Genomic DNA, 21018 nt, shown 5'->3' with positions numbered 1-21018 from the left:
ACTAAGCGGTTCCTGCATATAATAATTAAAATTGTGTTTTATCAGGAGTTTTATAATGGAATATCCTCAATACGATTTTACAGTTATCGGCGGAGATATGCGGCAGGTCTATCTGGTGGAGGAATTAAGCAGTTCTCAGACACAGGTCTGCCATTATGCACTGGTAGAAAAGCCCGATAAGTGCAGATGTGGGGCTGATTCTCACCTCTCTGCCGCGGTTTCTCTTAAAAATGCCTGCAGCTCTTCACGCTGTGTCATATGCCCGATTCCTCTGAGCAAAGATGGCACATATCTCAATCAAGGGGCATCCATAGAAGATGTGTCTCTGGCTTCGCTTCTTTCTGCATTACAGCCCGGACAATATTTTTTCGCCGGATGTATCCCTGAAAATTTCAGAAGCTTTGCAGTTGAAAAGGGTGTTTCTGTCTTTGATTTTATGCAGAACGATACACTTGCAGTATATAACACAATTGCCACTGCTGAGGGTGCCATATGCGAGGCAATTATACGTAGTCCTTTGAATCTGAACCAAAGCCGGTGTGCCGTCCTGGGGTATGGGAAATGTGGATCTACGCTGGTTTCTTATTTGAAGGCAATGTTCTGCAGGGTATACACTTTCTGCAACAATCCAGGCAAACGTGCCCGGGCCGCTGTGGTCTCTGACGGTGCCGGAGATTTAGAAGACTTTAAAAAAAGTGCAGAGGATTTTGATTTTATTTTTAACACAATCCCTGCACTTGTTGTCTTATCAGATACCCTGAAAGTTATGAAACCTTCGGTTACCATTATCGATATTTCCTCTGCTCCTGGCGGGGTAGATTACAAGTCCGCTAAAACACTTGGTAAATCTGCGGCATTATGTCCCGGCCTTCCCGGGAAATATTCCCCTGCCTCTTCAGCAAAGGCTCTGAGAGAATCTATTGAAAGTATATTGTCTCAGGAAAAGCAGCTATGAAAACAGCGACTATAAAACTAGGAGTGATTTGAAAATGTCTTTAAAAGAAAAAACTATTGGAGTTGCACTGACCGGCTCCTTTTGCACTTATGAAAAAGTCTTTGCGGAACTTCAAAAACTAGTAGATGAGGGAGCACTTGTACAGACTATATTCTCAGACGCCTCCGGCAGTATAGACAGTCGTTTTGGAAGGGCGGAGGATTTTGTAAAAAAGGCAGAAGAAATTACCGGAGTAAAACCCATGATGACCATACCTGAGGCAGAACCTATCGGTCCAGGCAATCTGCTGGATATCTTGGTGCTTCTTCCCTGCACCGGCAATACGATTGCAAAGTTTGCCAATGGTATCACCGACACACCGGCTCTGATGGCAGCAAAAGCCCACCTTAGAAATAATAAGCCTCTGCTCATCTCCGTTTCTACAAACGATGCCCTGGGTATGAATATGAAAAATATAGGTCTGCTGCTAAATGCTAAAAACATATACTTTGTTCCATTCGGACAGGATAACCCAAACAAAAAACCTAATTCTATGATTGCCCACACCGATCTTTTAATTCCTTCTCTGGAAGCGGCTTTAGAGGGCAGACAATACCAGCCTGTTATTCAGTAGTTACTCATAATTGTATATATGAAAAGGAGACAAAGGAATGTGCTCAATTTCCGGATTTTTTAATCCTTACGTAAATTACATGACAGATAAGCCTAAATGGAAAGGTATTTTAGAGAAGATGAACCGTATCCAAAAACACAGAGGTCCGGATGATGAGGGCACTTACCTAAGCTCCCTGTGCGGTCTGGCCCATGTACGTCTCGAAATCATTGATCTAATCACAGGGCAGCAGCCCATGGTGCGAAAAAGGCAGGAACGGGAATGCGTCATTGTCTTTAACGGTGAAATTTACAATATGGCAGAACTAAAAGCAGAGCTCTTGCTGGAAGGGGCAGAATTTCAGACCACCAGTGATACGGAAGTCATTTTAGAAGGTTACATGCTCCACGGAAAAGACTATATCAAAAAGCTGAACGGTATTTTTGCAATTGCGCTCTGGGATTCCAATGCCGGGGAACTTTATTTATTCCGTGACAGGTTAGGTGTTAAACCCCTCTTTTACACTATGATAGGCAAAACCCTTGTCTTCGCCTCAGAAATCAAGGGACTTCTGGCTTATCCGGGCGTCAGACCTGTGGTAGACAGGGCCGGTCTGTGTGAGATATTTGCTCTTGGCCCTGCAAAATCTTATGGCAAAGGTGTTTTCAAAGATGTGCTGGAGGTCCTGCCCGGAGAGTGTATTACCTTCGGCCACACTTCCCGCAGTAAAGAGTTTTACTGGGAACTAAAGAGCCGCCCACATGAAGATTCTTTTGCACAAACAGTGGAGAAAACCGCATGGCTTGTGGAAGATTCTATCAAAAAACAGATGCTTTCCGACATCCCCATCAGCACCTTTCTCTCCGGCGGTGTAGACAGCAGTCTGGTGACAGCCATCTGCGCCCGAGAATTAAAGAAGCAAGGGAAAGTTCTGAACACGTTTTCTTTTGACTTCCAGAACAACGATAAATATTTCAAGTCCAACTCGTTCCAGCCCAGCCAGGATAGACCTTATGTAGAACAAATGGTGGATTTTGCGGGAACGAACCATCACTTTCTGGAATGCACAAACCAGGATCAGCTGGATTGCCTGTATAAAACAGTAGATGCCAGAGATCTTCCCTGTATGGCAGATGTGGAGTCTTCCCTGCTGTATTTCTGTTCCAAAGTGACCGATTACAACAAAGTTACCTTGACCGGTGAATGCGCCGATGAAATTTTTGGCGGCTACCCCTGGTTCCACAGCCAAAAAGCTTTTCAGACCAATGCTTTTCCTTGGTCCGACGATATGTCCCCCAGACAGGTGCTTTTATCCGACAGTCTGATCCGAGAGCTTCATATGGAGGAATATGCCCATGAAGCTTACGAGAATACCATCAGCGAAACCCCGGGTCTTCCGGAAGATACCCCGGAAGAAAAGAGACGGCGGGAAATTTCTTATCTGAACCTGCGCTGGTTCATGGTAACCCTCCTGGACAGGATGGACCGCACCAGTATGTACAATGGGCTAGAGGCAAGGGTTCCTCTGGCTGATTACAGGATTGTAGAGTATGTTTTTAATGTTCCATGGCATATGAAATGCCCCGACGGTATTGTAAAAGGGCTGTTGCGCCACGCCGGAGAGGGACTTCTCCCCAAGGAGGTACTGTGGCGGAAAAAAAGCCCTTATCCCAAAACCTACGATCCCGCGTACGAAAAGCTGCTTGGGCAGCAATTAAAGGAGGTCCTAGCTGACCCCAATGCCCCCGTACGTACATTGCTCGACACAAAAAAGGTGGATACTTTCCTGAACAGTCCCTCCGATTACGGGAAACCCTGGTATGGCCAGTTGATGGCGGGCCCGCAGATGCTGGCTTATATGCTCCAGGTAAATTACTGGCTCAAAAAATACCATGTGCAAATCCAATAAAGATATCAGCTTCCAACTTTTTACTTTTCAAGATCTTCTTTAATAAACATAAGTACAAATCCTATAAACAGCAGGACAGCGGCTATCCAGATAGCCCTCAGGCCTGCACGCATACTCATCATGGCGCCCGTTGCCGCACCCACTGCAAAGATAAAGATAACAAAATAATAATGCATACTCTTTTTTCTTAAAACCTTATCCTTTGTGATGTGATATTTACACAGCAGTGCTGTAGCATTGCGCATGTTTCCTATACACATGGTCGTGGCGGAGGGCAGTCCCTTAAATTTGCGGAAACCATTGACCTGCATCGCACAAGCAAAGGACAGGATAACATTTGCAGGTACATCCATAGAATGAGGCAGCAGCCCTACAATGATCAGCAAAGCTGTCTCCACAAGCAGTATAATCTGCCTCCAGTGGATTTTCTGGTACTCCTTCCACAAGTGATGTACCCACTCTGTCACATATACCCCGCCGATAAACGCAGTCAGAGGAAGCAGATAACGCAGGGCAGCCTGAAAGTTTCTCTGGGCAAGGTTCTGTCCCAACAGTACTATATTTCCGGTCTGTGCATTGGCGAAAACCTCTCCCCTGATATTATAGGAATAGGCGTCCTGGAACCCCCCCGCCAGTGTCAAAAATACAGCCAGAAGCATGGATTCTGACATCTGTTGTTTTGTTTTCAGCTTTAGCATTTATCTGTCCTCCTGTAGATTTATTCTACCTACTACTATAAAATAATGAGGTCCATCCAAATGCTTTTATATTTTTAATTTGCATCCGGATGAACCTCATTTTCTCAGGCTATGATTTCCTTATAAGGAGCTTTTCGCTCTACTGCCTTAGAGAGTTTTCCCATCTCGGATACATCTCCTATAAGGATTACCCCACACAGCCGGTTATTCAGGAAGAAGTATTTTTTGTACTGCTTTCTTCCCATATCTTTGAATTCCACAATCTTGTAAATCAGATTTGGGTTCTTGCCTGCATCACCAATTGCGTAAAGGGCAGTGTTCATTCCGTGGAAGGTAAGCGCTGCGGGTACCTGAATGTATTCTTTTTCTTCCCCCGCGGCGTTGGCACCTGCCACTTTTCCCTGTTCCACAGCCTCCGGCCAGATTGCATAGTTCACCCCCTCGTACTGTGCACAGTCGCCGCATGCATATACACACTTCATACTGGTTTCCATCTTACTGTTTACCACAATGCCACGGTCCGTTTCCAGCCCCATCTGCTGTGCCAGATCTACGTTTGCCCTGACACCGCTGGAGATAATGACCAGATCTGCCGAAACTTCTTCACCGTCTTTTAATTTTACCGCGGTTGTATACTCTTCTCCGAGGATTGCCTCCACCTGCACGTCCGTTCTAATGTGCACTCCGCACTCTTCGCTGATTGACTTTAAAAGCTCTCCTGCCGGAAGATCCAGCTGGCGCCCCATCAGAACCGGTGCAATCTCCAAAACAGTGACCTGACATTTTGCCTTCTTCATTTCCCATGCAGCTTCAAGACCTAACACACCACCGCCAATCACTACTACGTTTCTCACATTTGGCAGAAGGTCAGCTATTTTTCTCGTGTCTGCAAGACGGCGGATTGCTACTACAGACTTCTTATCGCTGCCCGGAATCGGCGGCACAAAACATTCCGCACCAAGAGCATAAATTAGTTTTGTATATTGCAGCTTAATTCCATCCTCAAGGGTAACTTCTTTCCCTGTAGTATCTACTGAGATAATCTTTTTCCCAAGAACCTGAACTATTTTCTGTTCTTCATACCACTGTTTTCCCTTCACAGCTATCTGGTCCTCACTCAAGTCCGCCATAATCGACTTTGTCAGCATAGGCCGGTTATACGAACGATACGGCTCCTCAGAAACCATGACAATGGAGGCAGACTTATTGCGCTCCCGGATTGATTTTGCCGCATAGAAACCTGCTGCCCCATTTCCCAGAATCAGATAGAAGTCTTCGGTATCATTTTGGTATGAATCGTCCTCTGCCTCTACCGGAACAAAGTTTTCTTTGCCCACACCACAGACAGGACATATTTCCAGTGATGAGTCAAAAATCTCTCCGCAGACCAGACATTTCACAAGCTTTGTTCTTGCAGAGGTCTTCTTTATATTAGGCTTTTCTAAAAGCGTGCATCCAAAATTATACCCAAAATCAAAAGCATCCTGACGGTCTGCCTGATTCGGTTTAAAACGCACCTTATAGCCATCCACAACCTTCATCCGAAGCTGCCGCAGGCGCTCTTCAATATGTGGAACACCCTCACCGCTCCAGCCATAACTCCCAAACGCCCCGGCCAGTTTGCCGCCATGAGTGACGGGAGTCATTGCCAGAGTCAACTCCCAAATTGGTTTCAGTGCCTCCCCCAGAATTGTCGGAGTGCCGAATAAAACACCGTCCGCAAACCCAAGTTCCTCCACAACCTTATCTGAATCTGCAGTTACCATATCGAAAAGATGTACATCAATATCACCGCTGTCTGCAATACCGGCCGCAATATCTTGTGCCAGTTCCTGTGTATACCCGTATGCACTGACATAGGGAATCACCACCGTTTTCTTCTTATTCGGATTTATGACCGTACACCATTTCTCATACCACTGGTACATCTGGTCCAGCTTCGTGTCCAGAACCGGACCGTGGCCTGTACCAATCATAGTGATATCCATCTCGCGCACTCGGTTCAAAGCCGTCTTCATGAAAGATTTAAAGGGAGCAATAATACAGTCAAAATAATATTTTACCGACTCCTCATAGTCTTCCCAGTTTTGAACTTCGCTCAACAAAACCTCCGGGAATGCATAGTGAGCGCCAAAAGAGTCACAGGTGATGAGAATCTGTTCCTCTTCAATGTACGTGTACATAGTATCCGGCCAGTGCAGATTGGGTACACTCATAAAATACAGCGTCTTATTGCCAATCTGCAGACGCTCACCATCTTTAACCACAATTCCCGTAAAATCACGGTTTACAATCTCACGCAAAAATGAATTAGCCGCACCGGTGGAAATAATTTTCAGATGGGGACATAAATCCAATAGCCGTTCCACACTTCCCGCATGATCCGGCTCCGTGTGGCTGACCACCAGATAGTCAATCTCACCGACATCTGCAATCTCCTCCAGTTTCTCCAGATAATCATCCCAGAACTTCACCTTTGCTGTCTCAAACAAAATCGTCTTATTCCCTGCCTTCAGCACATATGAATTATAGGTGGTGCCGAATTTCGTATACATAATAATATCAAACACACGCAGGGAATCATCCACAATCCCGGTCCAGTAAAACCCCTCTCTCAACTTTAGACTCTTCATCTAGCTCCTCCTGTTCTTGATATTTTTTCCTATTATACAACTTACCATACCCTTCCGCAATTGAGTTACGCTTCGATTCCATGTTCCTTTGCGTATTCTCGGATCAACCCCATAAACACCTCCCCATACTTCTCATATTTATTATTACCCACACCGTTAATTTTCAGCATAGAGTTTTTTGTGGAGGGCAGATATGTACTCATCTCTTTTAAAGTCCTGTCAGAGAAAATAATATAAGGCGGCACGTGATTCTGCTGTGCCATCTCGTACCTGCGCTGACGAAGACGTTCGAAAAGCTGGGGATATTTGGCATCCGCCACCTTCTGCTTTTTCTCTTTTTGCTTTGCCGCAGCTTTTTCCGCCTCCTTCGGAAGCTTCAACACAATTGTTTTCTGACTCTCATCAGAAAGAACCTGTCTACCCTCTTCTGTCATTTTTAAAACCGGATATTCACCCGGCGTTAAAAATAAATACCCTTTTATCAGCAAATCATTCATAATCTGCCGGATACGGATCAGTGTCACGCTATTTAAGCTCCCATAAAATGAGTTCTCATCCAGTCGGAATTTGCGCACCTTTGCAGTTTCTGATCCATGGGATGCTTCTATAATTGCATTGATACCGTATCGCTCACCACTGGTTCTGACCAGATTGATGATACACCCTGCCTCAGCAGTCACATCAATATCTTCAAATTCTGTCAGGCAGTTCTCACAATTCCCACAGTAACTACCACCATATTCTCCGAAATACCGCAGGATATAATCCCGAAGACATTCATTGGTAAAGCAGTAAAAGGTCATCTTCCGTAGGCGTTTGCTGTCCCGCTCCTGTATCAATTGGCGTTCCTCAAAATCCAATTCTTCATTCTCCGTCTGCTTACTGATTAAAAATTCATTGATTTTTACATCCTGACCGGAATACAACAGAATACATTCTGCAGGTTCACCGTCACGCCCGGCACGTCCTGCCTCCTGATAATAACTTTCGATATCCTTGGGCATATTATAATGAATAACGAATCTTACATTAGACTTGTCAATTCCCATTCCAAATGCATTCGTTGCCACCATAATGGGTTTGATGTCATAGATAAAATCATCCTGATTCTGCTTTCTGACAGCATCGGATAACCCGGCATGATATTTTGCCGCCTGATACCCTTCTTTTAAAAGAGCTTCATAGACTTCTTCCACATTTTTTCTCGTGTTGCAGTAAATAATTCCACTCTTGTCACCATTTTTTTGTAAATATGGCATTAGTTCTGCCAGCTTATTTTTAGGCTTTCTTACTGAAAAATAAAGATTCTTACGATCATAACCTGTGACTGCTTCCAGTGGATTATTAAGACCCAGAACACAGGCAATGTCTTCTTTTACCAGCTTTGTAGCCGTCGCTGTATATGCTGTAATAACCGGTCTTTTGGACAGCATATTAATAAAATCTACAATTTTCAGATAGCTGGGCCTGAAGTCCTGTCCCCATTGAGAAATGCAGTGTGCTTCATCCACCGTCACCATAGAAATCTCCACACTGTTGGCCAATGATAAGAACGATTCTGTCATCAGACGCTCCGGCGCCACATAAATAATCTTATATCTTCCCCCACGGGCATTTGCCATTGCCTTTTTGTATTGTGCCTCTGTAAGAGAACTATTAATAAATGCAGCGTGAATTCCCAATTGGTTCAGAGCCGTCACCTGATCTTTCATCAGAGAAATCAACGGAGAAATAATAATTGAAATTCCCTCAAACAATAATGCAGGAACCTGATAGCAGATAGATTTCCCTGCGCCGGTGGGCATAATCCCCAGCACATCCCTCCCTTTAAGGGTACTCTCTATCAGCTCTTCCTGCCCTTCACGGAAGGAGGTATATCCAAAAACTTCTTTTAAAACTTTGTGTGAATCCATTCCTCTCCTCTTTCTTTTGTATTTTCTGAACAGTTACTAACCTTTTAAGGTGAGTCATATTCCCCGGACCTCAAACTCGTTCCGCAGCCAGAGTGCATCTTCCATCGTATTCTTCCAGCCGTCTTTTTTTAAGTCAACCTGCAGGCCCCGCTCTGTCCGGTTTACCCGTACGCCTTCCTGCTCCAGCATCAGTTTCTGCAGATCCGGTGTCTCAAAGGCTGCTGCACCGCTTAAAATCCCACTTGCATTTACCACCCGATGGGCCGGCACATCTCCCGCCAGATCATGACCCAGGGCATATCCCACCTGCCTTGCATTCTTCGGTTTTCCGCAGAGCAGCGCAATCTGTCCGTAGGTTGCCACTCGTCCCACCGGAATCTGCCGGCAGACTAAGGCCGTTCTTTTATAAAAATTCATATGATCTTTCCACCTTATTGTTTCTATGTCATCTCAAGGTACGCCCCATATTTCTCATAAGATTAAGTATATACTACATCCGTTTAAACTTCAATTCACTCATGAGAATTTGCATAGCTGAACTGTTTTAAAATTTGCTTTTAAACAAGACAGGCCCCCGCCATCAAAATTATAGGTTTGGCAGGGGCCTTTTTTATTTTACATCAAATTCCTCACTACTGCCGGTGAAAAGCTGTCTCTTTGATGAGACTCACCGTTAAATCTCTGCGATCTGAACCTTAAATCCGTTAGGGTCTTCTATAAAGAAAAACCGGGAATGTGGATTTGGCTGGATAATGTCACTCAAGAATTTAATATCCTTATCTTTCATACTCTCAAATGTCTGTTCCAATGAATCTACTGCAAATCCCCAGGAAATATCGGTGCCTGTGTTGCCGCCCGGACGAGTTGTGTCATGAATCAGCTCTATCTGTGTTTCCCCACTGCCTAAAAAGGCAATTTCTGTCTGCTCCCCTGCATTAAAACGGCGGACAAGGGGCAGTCCTATGATTTCTTCATAAAACTGTATGGATTTATCCAAATCTTTTACATAAAGTGTGCTCCAACAAAATTTCATAATAGATTTCCTTTCTCTGCATTAATAAATTTTAAAATTAAACCAGCTCAAAAATGTCTGTATATTCCATTCCATGTGCTTGGGCAACTTCTCTGCAGGTTAATTTACCCTCATAGCAGTTTACCCCGAGTGCAAGAAGCCTGTCCTTTTGAATTGCTTCCTCTAAACCATCATCGGCAATTCCAAGTCCATAATGCAATGTTGCATTTGTGAGTGCCAATGTGGAAGTCATTGCAACTGCCCCCGGCATATTGGCTACGCAGTAATGAACCACTCCTTTCTTGATAAAAGTAGGATTGTCATGGTACGTAGGCACTGTCGTCTCACAGCATCCCCCCTGATCCACTGCGACATCCACAATAACACTTCCATTTTTCATTCCGTCAAGATATCTCTCTTTTATCAATTTGGGGGCTTTTGCACCGGGAATCAAAACTGATCCAATCACAAGGTCCGCCTCATAACATGCTTTCTCCAGCCCGGAGTCTGTGCTGTACATGGTTTGAATTCTTGACCCGAAAATATCATCCAAATATGTGAGGCGGTCCAGATTATTATCCGCAATGGTGACCCTTGCACCCATACCCACAGCCATCTTGCATGCATTTGTTCCCACAACACCCGCACCTATAATTAACACATTGGCCTGTCTGACACCTGCCACGCCGCCCAGTAACAGGCCCATGCCGCCCATTGTGCGCTCCAGACATCTTGCTCCCGCCTGAATACTCAGCCTTCCTGCCACTTCACTCATAGGCTTCAAAAGGGGGAGTCCGCCGCTTCTGTCCCGGATTGTTTCATAGGCTACAGCCTTGGCCTTTTTTTTCAGAAGTGCCTCCGTAAGAGACCTATCTGCCGCAAGATGAAGATAGGTGTAAAGAATCTGATTTTCCCGAATCAAGCCATATTCCTCTTTCAACGGTTCTTTAACTTTTACGATCATATCACATTTTGCCCATACCTCTTCTGCCGTATCCAGAATAACCGCCCCGGCCTCCCGGTACATTTCATCGGTAAAAAAAGCGCCTTCCCCTGCGCCCTTTTGAATGTAAACCTGGTTTTTACGGTTTACATATTCTTTTACATTTTCCGGGGTTAACCCAACTCTGTACTCATACTTTTTGATTTCTTTTACACATCCTACTTTCACCTCTGACATTGCCTCCTTTAATCATTTTTAATAGCAGAACCGGGGTCATACAGAATACTTACCCCTTTGTATCTTCATGCACATGCTATTAAATATCATAAATTCATAATAGTTTATCTTCCCCTTTTTGTAAATAGTGTTCAATAATTTTAACATTTTATTACAATTTGAGTGCACTATGTATCAGATGGTAATTTATTGTATTCCAGAATGTGCTGCAAAAGGGCCTCGCAGCCCTCCAGTACATCAGTATAAGTGCGGTCAAAGTTACCCGTATACCATGGGTCTGCGATATCTCTGGGATGATCGGAAAAATCCAGAAGTCTGTGTACTTTATACTCTTTATCTTCCCCGAGAATCCGCTTGATATTACGGATGTTTTGATTTTCCATCCCTATAATGTAATCATATGCATTGTAATCCCTTTTTTGAAGCTGAACTGCATACTTTCCGGCAGTACTGATGGCGTGTTCCTTTAATTTTTTTACCGTTCCACGGTGAACCGGATTTCCGATTTCTTCCCGGCTTGTTGCGGCTGACGCTATGGAAAACAAATTTTCCATTCCCTGTTTTTGTACCATGTCACGGAAAACAAATTCTGCCATGGGAGAACGGCATATATTGCCGTGGCAGACGAATAAAACTTTTATCATCTTTAATTTCTCCTTGTAAACGCTTGATTTTACTAACTTTTCGTTGATTTTACGCCATTTTATTGACAGTGCCATTCTTACCGTTTTTCGGTATAAATTTGCTTATTTTCGCTTATCTCATCCATCAAGTGTCGTAAAATCTGTCGTAAATTAAAAACTTTTACGACAGGGTAAATACCTTTGTCAGACTAACATTCTATTGCTAACATCTCCGCCGATGCATCTTCAAATCCCATATGAGTATAAGTGTTCAAGGTCACCCCGATTTCACTATGTCCCATAATATATTGCAGGGTTTTCGGATTCATTCCTGCCTTTGCCATGTTACTGCAAAAGGTATGTCTGCATACATGAGGTGTTATCTTTGGCAACTGGACTTTATAAAGGCTATTATACTTTTCCCAGATATGTTTAAAGTACTTTTCCCAGTGGAGTGCCACCATCGGCATATGGTTCTTATCCAAGAATAGGAAACCACATTTGCCATCGATCATCGGTTCCACTTTTGGCTTCTTTCGATTTGAAATGATACGCCAAAAACACCCGCTTACTTCTTGAGACATTGGAATATAACGAATACCGGATGAAGTCTTAGGTTCTTCCATGATATATTCCATATCTCTCTTGCGCTGAAGCTGATGATTAACAGAAATTCTTTTCTGTTCAAAATCGATATCTCCTATGGTCAATCCACAAAATTCCGAAATTCTTAGTCCTGTCTTAAATAAAATAAAAATACCATCATAATACCTTGAAAAATGCTTATCATTTTTTACAAAATCCAGAAATGCTTTTTCCTGCTGCTTTGTAATCGCTTCTCGTGTCACACTGTCATTGATGACCACTGTGTGCAATTGAAAATCAAAAGGATTCTTTCGAATCAAATCATCATCCACTGCCATCTGAAAAGCTGGTCTGATAATTCCTCTAATCGCATGAATCGTAGAATATCCTCGTCCATCCTTTTGTAGCTTAATCACCCATGCCTTCGCATCGGATAGTCTGATTTTATCAATCCGCTTTGTTCCAAACACTTCTTTGTCGATAATATTGATTACAAATTTGTAATTTGCTTTGGTATTATGGCGAACTCCCTGCTTTTGAGCAACATATCTTTTTACCAGTTCAAGTACGGTCATATTTCCACCATCCACTGCTACCTTATCAGCGCAGTCCCTGCGAATCTGCTTTTGTTGATCTCTTAGCGAAATACAATCACGCTTTCCCTTTGGTAATGTGTCAGATGCTGTTAGTTTCCAACTGTATACTGTCTTTCTATTTCCAAAAGCATCCATATATTTATATTCATATTGTCCATCTTTTCTTTGGCTCTCACCATTCCATAATTTGCGACCTTTACTGTCACGTCTTACTTCATCTGGCATATCAAAAACTCCTTTCTCTATAGAAGAGAGCCAAGCTATGATATATCAAATATACCATAAACATGGCTCTTTATCTATCTGATTCTTATTGTTTAAATCGGATTTTCCCAATCCGCTCTGGTGCAATTATTGAGTCAAATTGCTGTTAGATTCTCATCCACATACTGTTCAAACAGCTTTCTTTTTATCTGTGGTCTGGTACCATTCCACAAAATAAAATCTGCGTCTGGATGTTCATCTATTATCTTTCTAAGCTTCTTATATCCGATATGAAAATATTCGGATGCCTCCTGCACCGAAAGAATATACTTTCTCCATATGGGGATTTCTGTTTTTATTTCATTTGTATTTATTGCTATCTCTTCTATAAAGTATCACCTCACTGATTTCTTATTGAACCGGTTTATATCATAAATATTAACTGCTTTTCCATTTTTCCGATAGAAACCAGGCTGGTGTATTTTAGTTTTTTCAAACCAGATTTTGGTGCTTTTATTAAGTCTGATTTTTGTTCACACAATAATCGTGGCAAATCGATTCCACCTCTTTTAATCTAAAAAAAGCACGGTTCTTCTGTTTTTCACTTGATCAAAAAGTGTCAGAAACCATGCTTTTAAAATAATTCAAATATGAAATTTACAAATTAAATTCTTTCTTATTTGTGCTTCGCTGATGTGTCAGTTCTTTACGTAGTGAACATTTTTTAAGGGATAGTGCACAGCAAGTTACGCAACAGCGACGTCGCCGTCCTATCGCAACTTGTCAGGGGCTAAAATCCCCTGAAACCCCTTATATATTTCATATGGCTACACTTTCTGTAGCCACTGTTACAAGATGGCTGTACTTTCTATAGCCAACTATGTAAAATGGCAGTACTTTTTGTAGCCAATATTTTCACTGATAAGATGAATTATTCAAGGATTTATGTTGTTGGCTACACTATTTATAGCCAAAATACGTAATTGGCTGTACTAATTGAAGCCAGTGGCTGTAAAAAGTGCAGCCATATTTCAAAAAACTAATTTAAAATGTACCCCATAGACTGGACAGTGGTTTTCATACCAAATCCAAACTTCGGACACATTTTTTTACGAGAATCCAAAACATCGGACACTCTATTTTGACAAGTTTATTACTGTCATTTATCAGAATCCCGTACTGTGGACACACACTTTTACGAGTATCCACTACTTAGTACTTGATTTTTTTACGAGCATCCCGACCACAGGACACCCTTATTCTTGTTCCGATGTAGTATAAGCCATGATATAATCTAATTAGAAAGGAGTCTCTATGGCTTATACTACGTTTACGAAAGAACAAGTTGACTTATTGCAACGAAATCCTTATACATTGAGCGCTAGCAACACACAGCTCAGGTTTACTCTTGCTTTTAAAGAAAAATTTATGAGTCTCTTACTTGCTGGAAAATCACTTCGGGGCATATTTTCAGAACTTGGATATGATCCCGATATGCTTGGTCATGACAGGATGTGTAACATTTCTGGTCGTATCCAAAGAGAAGCAAAATCAGCTGCTGGTCTGCATGAAGGTAATAAGAAACGTTTTAAACAACCTTCTGACGATACCTATGAAAACATGCCTCCTGACCAGGCAATGGCTCGCATGCAGCATGAGATGCTCTACATGCGCCAGGAACTTGAGTTTATAAAAAAAATTTTAAAAGCGGACAAATCAGATTAGCGGAGGCAATGATTATGGATGCACCAAATGTTAAATTTCAACTTATCTATGACATCATTTCTGATGATAAAAACATTTTAAGTGTTTCTGATTTGTGTGATATTGCAAATGTTTCCCGTTCCGGATACTATCACTGGGTAAATACGGCAAGCCTTCGCAATGCTCGTGAAGCAGCTGACAGAGCTGATTTTGAACTTATTCTCGATGCCTATAATTATCGTAGCTACAAGAAAGGGGCTCGTGGTATTCAGATGCGATTATTACATCTGGAGCCACCGATTCAGATGAATGTTAAGAAGATCCGCCGCCTGATGAAGAAATATAATCTCTTTTGCCCTATACGAAAGGCTAACCCATATCGAAGAATGGCTAAAGCACTTCGCACAAATAATGTTGCTGACAATCTCCTACAACGTGAATTTACAGAGCACGGTCCAAGATTCGTTCTACTCACGGACATTACATATATTCCATTTGATGGGCATTTCTTTTACCTTTCAACCATTATGGATGCATATACCAAACAGCTTCTATCCTATGTTCTAAGTGAATCACTTGAACTAGATTTTGTCCTTGAAACAGTCAATCTACTAATGAATACTCGTAAGTGCTTCAAAAGATAGCGTCGTGTAATCTCCATGCAGATCCTGTAAAATTAACCTAAGATGTCTTTAGGAGGTTATACAATGGATCAAAGCCATTCAACTCATCCGGCAGGTACAACAGTTATAATGGATCTGTTTGTAAAAGATGCAAGACACATCTACCTGGCATGTGGGGCAACAGACTTCCACAAACCGTTGTTGATTGTCAAGTAAAATTGGCCCACTTTTTCGTTGAAATCGGTAAAGGAGCAATTAAAACCGAAAGCTTTTTGACGTTATGACAAAAGGTTCCGGAGATGCCAGAACGCAGCCTTTGTATTTCCTGATTACAACAGCAGGGACAGATACCAATTCTATTTGTTTTAAGACACATCAGAAAGCGTTGGATCTCCTAGAGGGACGAAAGGTTGATCCCACGCCGGCAATTGAGTCTGAATCAATGGGTCAAACAGGCAGTTCGTTGGATGCCTATGTAGAAGTGGGATGCCTGTTCTTTTCCGAGGCAGTGCCTATCATTTTTTGTTTGATAGCAGTGAATTCGTCTATGATAAAAAGGGGATATTTGTTTTATCAATTTATTGAAAAAGATCCGTCATCCGGAAATACTGTTACAGAAAGAACTGCCATGCAGACTACTGCGGTATATGCCTACGTGCGTGTACTTGCTGAGGCAATTGCAGAGCTACCGCTAAATGACTTTCAATACACAGAAAATGGGGGAAACACAAGCAGCCGGAGCATCCGCTATACTTCCTTCTGCTTTTGAGATTGGCAAAGACGACCTGTACAAATAGACTGATGAAGTACTAAAACCTACTACAGACCTTGCTTTTGCCGGAGATGGAAATTTCCTCTGTGGTGAATGGTGTGGATTCTGTAAGGCCAAACACGAATGTCGTGCTAGAGCTGAAGCCAACCTTATGATTGCTCAGTATGACTTTAAATGTTAATGATCTCCTGAGCTGTCACCAAGCTGCTCATGCTACATGACTTCCATCAGCTCAAGATGCTGTCATTGTGTTGCCTGGATTTTCGTCAGGTCTCCCCGCCGGTCATCCCATAGTTCAATTTGTCTTCCAATGGTAGCCAAAGCATTCACGATGCTGATAACATCGGGATTTGAAAGCTCTGGATACTCCGTTTTTAGACGTCCTGTATTCCAGAATTGATCCGATAAGAAAGATAATTCTGTTCCGATGCCCCAGTTGGGAATGCAGAGATAATTACCGTAAGCATGTTTACCTACAAGCAGATGAAAGCTGCTTCCTCTTGCATTGACAGATGAATTCCATTTTATATATCACCTCCCAGCATTTCATGTTCGATGGTATAACGGACCAGATGCGGAAGAACACAGTTGATGTCAATACGCTGTCTTACAGCGGCATATCGCTGTAAGCGAAGTTTATCCCACAATTCCGTTTGCCCTACAAGCACCAATGACATAGGACTCATGGAATCGAATTTATAATTAAGTTTATCAGTAATTACATATAATTTTAACTTTGAAATGGATTCCCGTGACCGCGCAGCCGTTCTTCTGACTGGACTCCCAAAGCTTAATTCTACCCTGGGACTCGGGATACACGAACCACTTAAACAGCGTATTGTAATGAATTATAACCTTGAAGGCATTACGAAAGATGAAGGACGTTACTATATTCAGGAAAAGTTCAAAGGTGCAGGCTGTTTTTGAGGATGCCGCTATTGAGGCAATCCTAAATGCCGCTGATGGCACGCCAAGACTGATAAACAAGTATTGCAATGCAAGTATGCTCATTGGGGACAGCAATAAGGCGGATCTTATTACAACAGAGAGCGTAATGAAGGCAGTGAACGACTGTGAACTCGGATAGGAGGAGCCGATATGAGCCTGTTTTATAAATGTCATGGTACTAAACATATGAATCCGGCCATCTGGAAAGGGGAGATCACCAAACAACATGGTACCTGAGAGCTTCCGCACGGATGTACTGAAGGAGACGCTGGATGCCAACAAGGTGTTGGTAGAAAACGCCAACGTGGAGACTGCCAACTTTGCATTGCTCTTCGAGTTCGACGGTGATGTCCGAAAAATCCGTCATGTCCTGTATAACTGCGCGGCAAGCCGTCCGAGCATCGAATCTCAGACGAATGAGGATGAAATCGAAGTGCAGACCGCGACTCTTGCCTTGACTGCTACGCCTCTTGCCAATGGCTATGTCAAAGCAAAGACCAGCGACGTGACTACGGATGCCGTATATCAGGGCTGGTATAGTGCTGTGTATATGCCGACTGCGGAGGAAGCACAGCCTTCTGAGCCTGCAACACAAGCCGTTACCGCTGCTACGAAAGCAACTACGGCGATCAAGGCCACTGCTGTGAAGGAGGGTTAAGCCATGAGCATGAAACAGAATATTGAGATTGACGGTAAGCAGGTATCTTTCAAGGCCTCTGCTGCCATTCCCCGTATTTATAGAATGCGGTTCCATCGTGACATTTACAAAGACCTTCGTTCCTTGGAGAAATCCGTCGGCGACGGCAGTGAGGGGATTCCAATCTGGATATGTTCTCCCTTGAGATGTTCGAGAACATCGCCTATATCATGGCGAAACACGCTGACCCTTCTATCCTTGATTCACCGGAGGATTGGCTGGATGACTTCAACACCTTCTTAATCTATCAGGTGTTACCGCAGCTCATCCAGTTGTGGGGCCTGAACACCCAGACGGATGTCCAGTCTAAAAAAAACTTCGCTCAACTGAGCGAGAAATGACAACTCCCTTGTTCCTGCTCCGCTGCGTACAGTTTGGTCTGTCCATCCGTGACTTGGATTTACTCACGATTGGCATGGTCAACGATATGTACTCAGAGAGCCGGAACGACGATTATAAGTACAGAGAAGTTGCAACACAAAAGAATTTCGATAATTTCTGATGAACGGAAAATAAATTTTGTTATTTTTGTATTGCTATTGTGCTGACAACAGCGTATAATATAAATGTAAGAAAAACTGAAAGGAGCGATGCACTATGGCAGCAAAATCAGCGAATTTATACGCACGAATCGAACCCGACGTAAAGGAGCAGGCAGAAGGTATCCTTTCTGCACTTGGCATTCCTGCCTCCAACGCTATCAATATGTTCTACAAGCAAATCATTCTTCAGAGAGGACTTCCTTTTGAAGTGAAGATGCCGTCTGCGTGTCCTGTGGATATGAGCACCTTATCTGAAGCTGAAATGAATGCAGAATTGGAGAAAGGATATGCGGACATGAAGGCTGATCGCACCAAACCAGCAAAAACAGTATTTGCAAACATCCGCAAGGACTATAACTTATGATTTTTGAAATAGAAATTTCAGCACAAGCGGATGTTGACCTTCGTGGCATTTATGAATATATCGCCTACAAATTGCAATCTCCCGAAAACGCCAGTGGTCAGCTTGACCGTCTGGAAGAAAATATTATGAAGCTCGACCAAATGCCTGAACGTTTCCGTCAATACGAAAAGGAACCTTGGCACAGTCGCGGCCTTCGTATCATGCCGGTAGACAACTAATGCGTCCTATACATTCCGGATGCAGAAAAAGCTGTCGTTACAATTATTCGTGTTATGTATGGTGGGCGTGACATTGAAGCACAGCTTCAAAAGTACACAAAAATGTAATTGAATCAATCCAGAAGCATCTGTCAGAAATGGCAGGTGCTTTTCTTATGCTCGGAGAAATCCGGGCTATTTTTATGCCCACGGGAAGGAGGTGCTATCGTGGCAAACAGAATCAAAGGTATTACTGTTGAGATTGGCGGCGATACCACCAAATTACAAACAGCCTTAAAAGGTGTCAACTCCGAGGTCAAGAATTCGCAGGCCCAGCTCAAGGATGTGGAAAAACTGCTGAAGCTCGACCCCGGTAACACTGAACTGCTGGACCAAAAGCACAAGTTGCTCGGTGATGCTGTTGCCGAAACCAAAACCAAGCTGGAAACGCTGAAAACAGCAGCCAGTCTTTGCACCACCATTTATATCAGCAGTCATAAGTTAGCTTTACACCTCTTTTCTACACCATCTATTTTTCCATATACTCATTGGAATCTTTAGGTGCCTCGTCTCTATCCACATCCGTATACTCACGAATAGCCGAACACACTGTAATTTTGTAGCTTTCAAGCAGTTGTTCTTTTCCTTCCTTTTGGCACATACGATGCTCCATCACATTTCTCCAGCGTTCTACTGCCGCTTCGTCCGTCCAGACATTCATGGACAACAATTTTCCTTCCTCGTTCAGACTTGTAAACCTTTCTGCACGAATAAATCCTTCAAACCCGGACAACATAGGCTTTAACATTGCGGCATTGTCCAGGTATTTTTGCATTCCCGCCTTTGTGGGTTTTACTTCAAACAATACAATCACTTTACTCATGTCGAAAATCTCCTGTTCTCTTTTTGGTTTTACTTTCTCTCCGGTATTCAGACGGCGTGATCTTTTCTTCTTTTTTGAAAAAGCTATAGAACGCTGATAAGCTGCCAAATCCAACCGAGTAGGCAATATCAATCACTTTTTTATCGGTGTCCTTCAAAAGCCGTTTTGCTTCTGCTAATCGGAGATGGTCGGCATAGGCTTTTGGTGTCATTCCGTATTCATCCTTAAAAATATCAGCAAGCCGCCGTCCCGTGATGCCGACCTCATTCAATTTTTGGCACAAATCAGCCTGCTCACGGTAAACTTTTTCAATTTTGCATTTTACATCCTCGGCGATCTGCTTCATAGGCTGATAGTCGATTAAGTCACTTCTACAGCGTTTGCAGGGACGAAATCCGGCTTTTCTTGCCTGTTCTGATGTTTCAAAGAAACAGATATTTTCCTTTTTGGGTGGTTTTGACTTACAGGAAGGACGGCAGTATATTCCTGTCGTTTTTACAGCGTAAAAGAAAACGCCGTCATATCCCGCATCATTGTTCAAAACTGCCTGCCACATTTCCTGTTCCGTCATAATTTTTTCCTCGCTGGTGCAGGATCAGTAAGTTCAGGAATTGCACTTCCTGCGATTGCCCATAGATAAAGGCTGGCAACTGTACCATAAGGGGAATATCTTTTTCGGTATCGTTCAAACTTTGCCTTATCTATTTCTTTATGACGATACAGCATACGCATTCCCCGTATAATAGCCAAATCTCCATAGCTGACCGCATCGGGACGCTGCATACAGAATGTCATGATCATTTCCGCAGTCCAAACGCCAATCCCTTTTAGAGAAGACAATTCCTGAATTACCTGTTCATCTGTCATATGATCCAGAGCCGATATATCAAAGGAGCCCTCCCTGACCTTTTCGGTGAAATCCAAAATGTAGTCCGCCTTTTTGTATGTTATACCTATGGACTGCAATTCATCACGATTCAGCGACGAGATACTATCAGCGCTTACATCGCCAACTTTATCAGATAATTTATTCCATATGGTTGCCTGCGCTGCAGTTGAGATTTGCTGCCCAATGATATGATGGACAACTGATGAGAATAAATCGACATCAATTTTACGATCGATATGTCCAATTCGGTCAATGACCGCTGCTAATTTTTTATCCTTAGATTTCAAATAATCTACTTCTTTTTCTCCATAATTAAAGTACAAATGCTTCACCTCCACAACGAAAGAATAGCACTTTGGGGCAATAATTTCTTTTCGTTTTTGGAAATCTAATTCTATATATTGATTTCATTAACTTCCGATTAGATACTCTAATCAATCTTTATATTTTTTATCTGTTTTGTTTCAATTCCAAGCGAGCAGGTATCCCAATTTATTGG

General features: G+C 42.8%; 22 protein-coding genes and 7 pseudogenes. 16 read left to right on the top strand and 13 right to left on the bottom strand.

All coding sequences use genetic code 11. The annotated features are described in order from the left end of the window. Window positions 1–55 precede the first annotated feature (55 nt). From BN3456_RS10675 to asnB, 3 genes are read left to right on the top strand one after another with little or no spacing between them, the layout of a single operon-like run. Window positions 56–955 (top strand): dipicolinate synthase subunit DpsA, encoded by a 900-nt coding sequence (locus BN3456_RS10675; RefSeq protein WP_089984122.1) that lies wholly within the window; start codon window positions 56–58, stop codon window positions 953–955. A 34-nt stretch (window positions 956–989) separates the two neighbouring features. After that, window positions 990–1568 carry a dipicolinate synthase subunit B gene (locus tag BN3456_RS10670; protein WP_089984121.1) on the top strand — a complete coding sequence of 193 codons (579 nt, stop codon included), beginning with the start codon at window positions 990–992 and terminating at the stop codon, window positions 1566–1568. A gap of 37 nt (window positions 1569–1605) precedes the next feature. Next, on the top strand, window positions 1606–3456 hold the full coding sequence (gene asnB, locus BN3456_RS10665; protein WP_089984120.1) for an asparagine synthase (glutamine-hydrolyzing): 1851 nt from the start codon (window positions 1606–1608) through the stop codon (window positions 3454–3456). Window positions 3457–3476: 20 nt separating this feature from the next. Here asnB and BN3456_RS10660 read toward each other — a convergent pair whose 3' ends face one another. The 9 genes from BN3456_RS10660 to BN3456_RS10620 form a co-directional block, all read right to left on the bottom strand. Continuing rightward, window positions 3477–4154: a YoaK family protein gene (locus tag BN3456_RS10660; RefSeq protein WP_089984119.1), complete on the bottom strand. Its 678-nt coding sequence runs from the start codon at window positions 4152–4154 to the stop codon at window positions 3477–3479. A 104-nt stretch (window positions 4155–4258) separates the two neighbouring features. Continuing rightward, window positions 4259–6787 (bottom strand): FAD-dependent oxidoreductase, encoded by a 2529-nt coding sequence (locus tag BN3456_RS10655; protein ID WP_089984118.1) that lies wholly within the window; start codon window positions 6785–6787, stop codon window positions 4259–4261. Window positions 6788–6852: 65 nt separating this feature from the next. Further along, window positions 6853–8700, bottom strand: coding sequence for a DNA helicase RecQ (gene recQ, locus BN3456_RS10650; RefSeq protein ID WP_089984117.1), 1848 nt, complete (start codon window positions 8698–8700; stop codon window positions 6853–6855). 54 nt (window positions 8701–8754) lie between these two features. Continuing rightward, complete coding sequence (locus tag BN3456_RS10645) at window positions 8755–9117, bottom strand: MGMT family protein (protein ID WP_089984116.1); 363 nt, start codon at window positions 9115–9117, stop codon at window positions 8755–8757. 256 nt (window positions 9118–9373) lie between these two features. After that, window positions 9374–9733: a VOC family protein gene (locus BN3456_RS10640; protein ID WP_089984115.1), complete on the bottom strand. Its 360-nt coding sequence runs from the start codon at window positions 9731–9733 to the stop codon at window positions 9374–9376. 37 nt (window positions 9734–9770) lie between these two features. Next, window positions 9771–10883, bottom strand: coding sequence for an alanine dehydrogenase (gene ald, locus BN3456_RS10635; protein WP_089984201.1), 1113 nt, complete (start codon window positions 10881–10883; stop codon window positions 9771–9773). Between the two features lie 176 nt (window positions 10884–11059). Beyond that, entirely contained in the window at window positions 11060–11536 is a 477-nt protein-coding gene (locus BN3456_RS10630; RefSeq protein ID WP_089984114.1) for a low molecular weight protein-tyrosine-phosphatase, read from the bottom strand. Between the two features lie 188 nt (window positions 11537–11724). Further along, on the bottom strand, window positions 11725–12921 hold the full coding sequence (locus BN3456_RS10625) for a site-specific integrase (protein WP_089984113.1): 1197 nt from the start codon (window positions 12919–12921) through the stop codon (window positions 11725–11727). 134 nt (window positions 12922–13055) lie between these two features. Continuing rightward, complete coding sequence (locus tag BN3456_RS10620) at window positions 13056–13259, bottom strand: excisionase (protein ID WP_089984112.1); 204 nt, start codon at window positions 13257–13259, stop codon at window positions 13056–13058. Window positions 13260–14214: 955 nt separating this feature from the next. Between BN3456_RS10620 and BN3456_RS10615 the strand changes: the two genes are divergently transcribed. The 6 genes and pseudogenes from BN3456_RS10615 to BN3456_RS16325 all read left to right on the top strand — a co-directional run. Next, window positions 14215–14625: an HTH domain-containing protein gene (locus BN3456_RS10615; RefSeq protein WP_089984111.1), complete on the top strand. Its 411-nt coding sequence runs from the start codon at window positions 14215–14217 to the stop codon at window positions 14623–14625. A 14-nt stretch (window positions 14626–14639) separates the two neighbouring features. Beyond that, a complete protein-coding gene (locus BN3456_RS10610) occupies window positions 14640–15248 on the top strand; it encodes an IS3 family transposase (protein ID WP_176699171.1) in 609 nt (202 codons plus the stop codon). 63 nt (window positions 15249–15311) lie between these two features. Further along, window positions 15312–15443, top strand: a complete 132-nt coding sequence (locus BN3456_RS16485) for a hypothetical protein (protein WP_278280294.1) — start codon at window positions 15312–15314, stop codon at window positions 15441–15443. Window positions 15444–15486: 43 nt separating this feature from the next. Further along, a pseudogene (locus BN3456_RS10605) lies at window positions 15487–15703 on the top strand (terminase large subunit); the annotation flags it as partial. Window positions 15704–15822: 119 nt separating this feature from the next. Beyond that, a pseudogene (locus BN3456_RS16330) lies at window positions 15823–15989 on the top strand (phage portal protein); the annotation flags it as partial. 50 nt (window positions 15990–16039) lie between these two features. Next, window positions 16040–16180 (top strand): annotated as a pseudogene (locus BN3456_RS16325) (DUF2800 domain-containing protein); the annotation flags it as partial. Between the two features lie 397 nt (window positions 16181–16577). Here BN3456_RS16325 and BN3456_RS16320 read toward each other — a convergent pair. Continuing rightward, window positions 16578–16706 (bottom strand): annotated as a pseudogene (locus BN3456_RS16320) (AAA family ATPase); the annotation flags it as partial. A gap of 149 nt (window positions 16707–16855) precedes the next feature. On the opposite strand from BN3456_RS16320, the gene BN3456_RS10585 reads away from it, so the two are divergent. The 7 genes and pseudogenes from BN3456_RS10585 to BN3456_RS10560 form a co-directional block, all read left to right on the top strand. Continuing rightward, on the top strand, window positions 16856–17086 hold the full coding sequence (locus BN3456_RS10585; protein ID WP_141654514.1) for a hypothetical protein: 231 nt from the start codon (window positions 16856–16858) through the stop codon (window positions 17084–17086). Window positions 17087–17176: 90 nt separating this feature from the next. Continuing rightward, window positions 17177–17605, top strand: a pseudogene (locus BN3456_RS10580) (major tail protein); the annotation flags it as partial. Window positions 17606–17608: 3 nt separating this feature from the next. After that, window positions 17609–17985 (top strand): annotated as a pseudogene (locus BN3456_RS10575) (hypothetical protein). Further along, window positions 17982–18146 carry a hypothetical protein gene (locus BN3456_RS15925; protein WP_176699170.1) on the top strand — a complete coding sequence of 55 codons (165 nt, stop codon included), beginning with the start codon at window positions 17982–17984 and terminating at the stop codon, window positions 18144–18146. The pseudogene BN3456_RS10575 and the gene BN3456_RS15925 overlap by 4 nt, the downstream one beginning before the upstream one ends. Window positions 18147–18241: 95 nt before the next feature. Beyond that, window positions 18242–18550, top strand: a complete 309-nt coding sequence (locus BN3456_RS10570; protein ID WP_089984106.1) for a type II toxin-antitoxin system RelB/DinJ family antitoxin — start codon at window positions 18242–18244, stop codon at window positions 18548–18550. Then, window positions 18547–18768 carry a type II toxin-antitoxin system RelE/ParE family toxin gene (locus BN3456_RS10565; RefSeq protein ID WP_347458043.1) on the top strand — a complete coding sequence of 74 codons (222 nt, stop codon included), beginning with the start codon at window positions 18547–18549 and terminating at the stop codon, window positions 18766–18768. Before BN3456_RS10570 ends, BN3456_RS10565 begins: the two co-directional genes overlap by 4 nt. A gap of 207 nt (window positions 18769–18975) precedes the next feature. After that, a pseudogene (locus tag BN3456_RS10560) lies at window positions 18976–19212 on the top strand (hypothetical protein); the annotation flags it as partial. Window positions 19213–19276: 64 nt separating this feature from the next. On the opposite strand, the gene BN3456_RS10555 reads toward BN3456_RS10560, so the two are convergent. From BN3456_RS10555 to BN3456_RS10545, 3 genes are read right to left on the bottom strand one after another with little or no spacing between them, the layout of a single operon-like run. Then, a complete protein-coding gene (locus BN3456_RS10555; protein ID WP_089984105.1) occupies window positions 19277–19630 on the bottom strand; it encodes an antibiotic biosynthesis monooxygenase family protein in 354 nt (117 codons plus the stop codon). After that, window positions 19623–20201: a bifunctional transcriptional activator/DNA repair enzyme AdaA gene (locus BN3456_RS10550; RefSeq protein WP_089984104.1), complete on the bottom strand. Its 579-nt coding sequence runs from the start codon at window positions 20199–20201 to the stop codon at window positions 19623–19625. Before BN3456_RS10550 ends, BN3456_RS10555 begins: the two co-directional genes overlap by 8 nt. After that, the gene (locus BN3456_RS10545) at window positions 20198–20842 is read right to left on the bottom strand and encodes a DNA-3-methyladenine glycosylase family protein (RefSeq protein ID WP_089984103.1); all 645 of its coding nucleotides are present in this window, start codon (window positions 20840–20842) and stop codon (window positions 20198–20200) included. Before BN3456_RS10545 ends, BN3456_RS10550 begins: the two co-directional genes overlap by 4 nt. Window positions 20843–21018: the final 176 nt, after the last annotated feature.

This window comes from Clostridium sp. C105KSO13 (assembly GCF_001517425.1).
Lineage (GTDB): Bacteria > Bacillota > Clostridia > Lachnospirales > Lachnospiraceae > Muricomes.
This window is presented reverse-complemented; position numbering and strand designations above follow the sequence as displayed.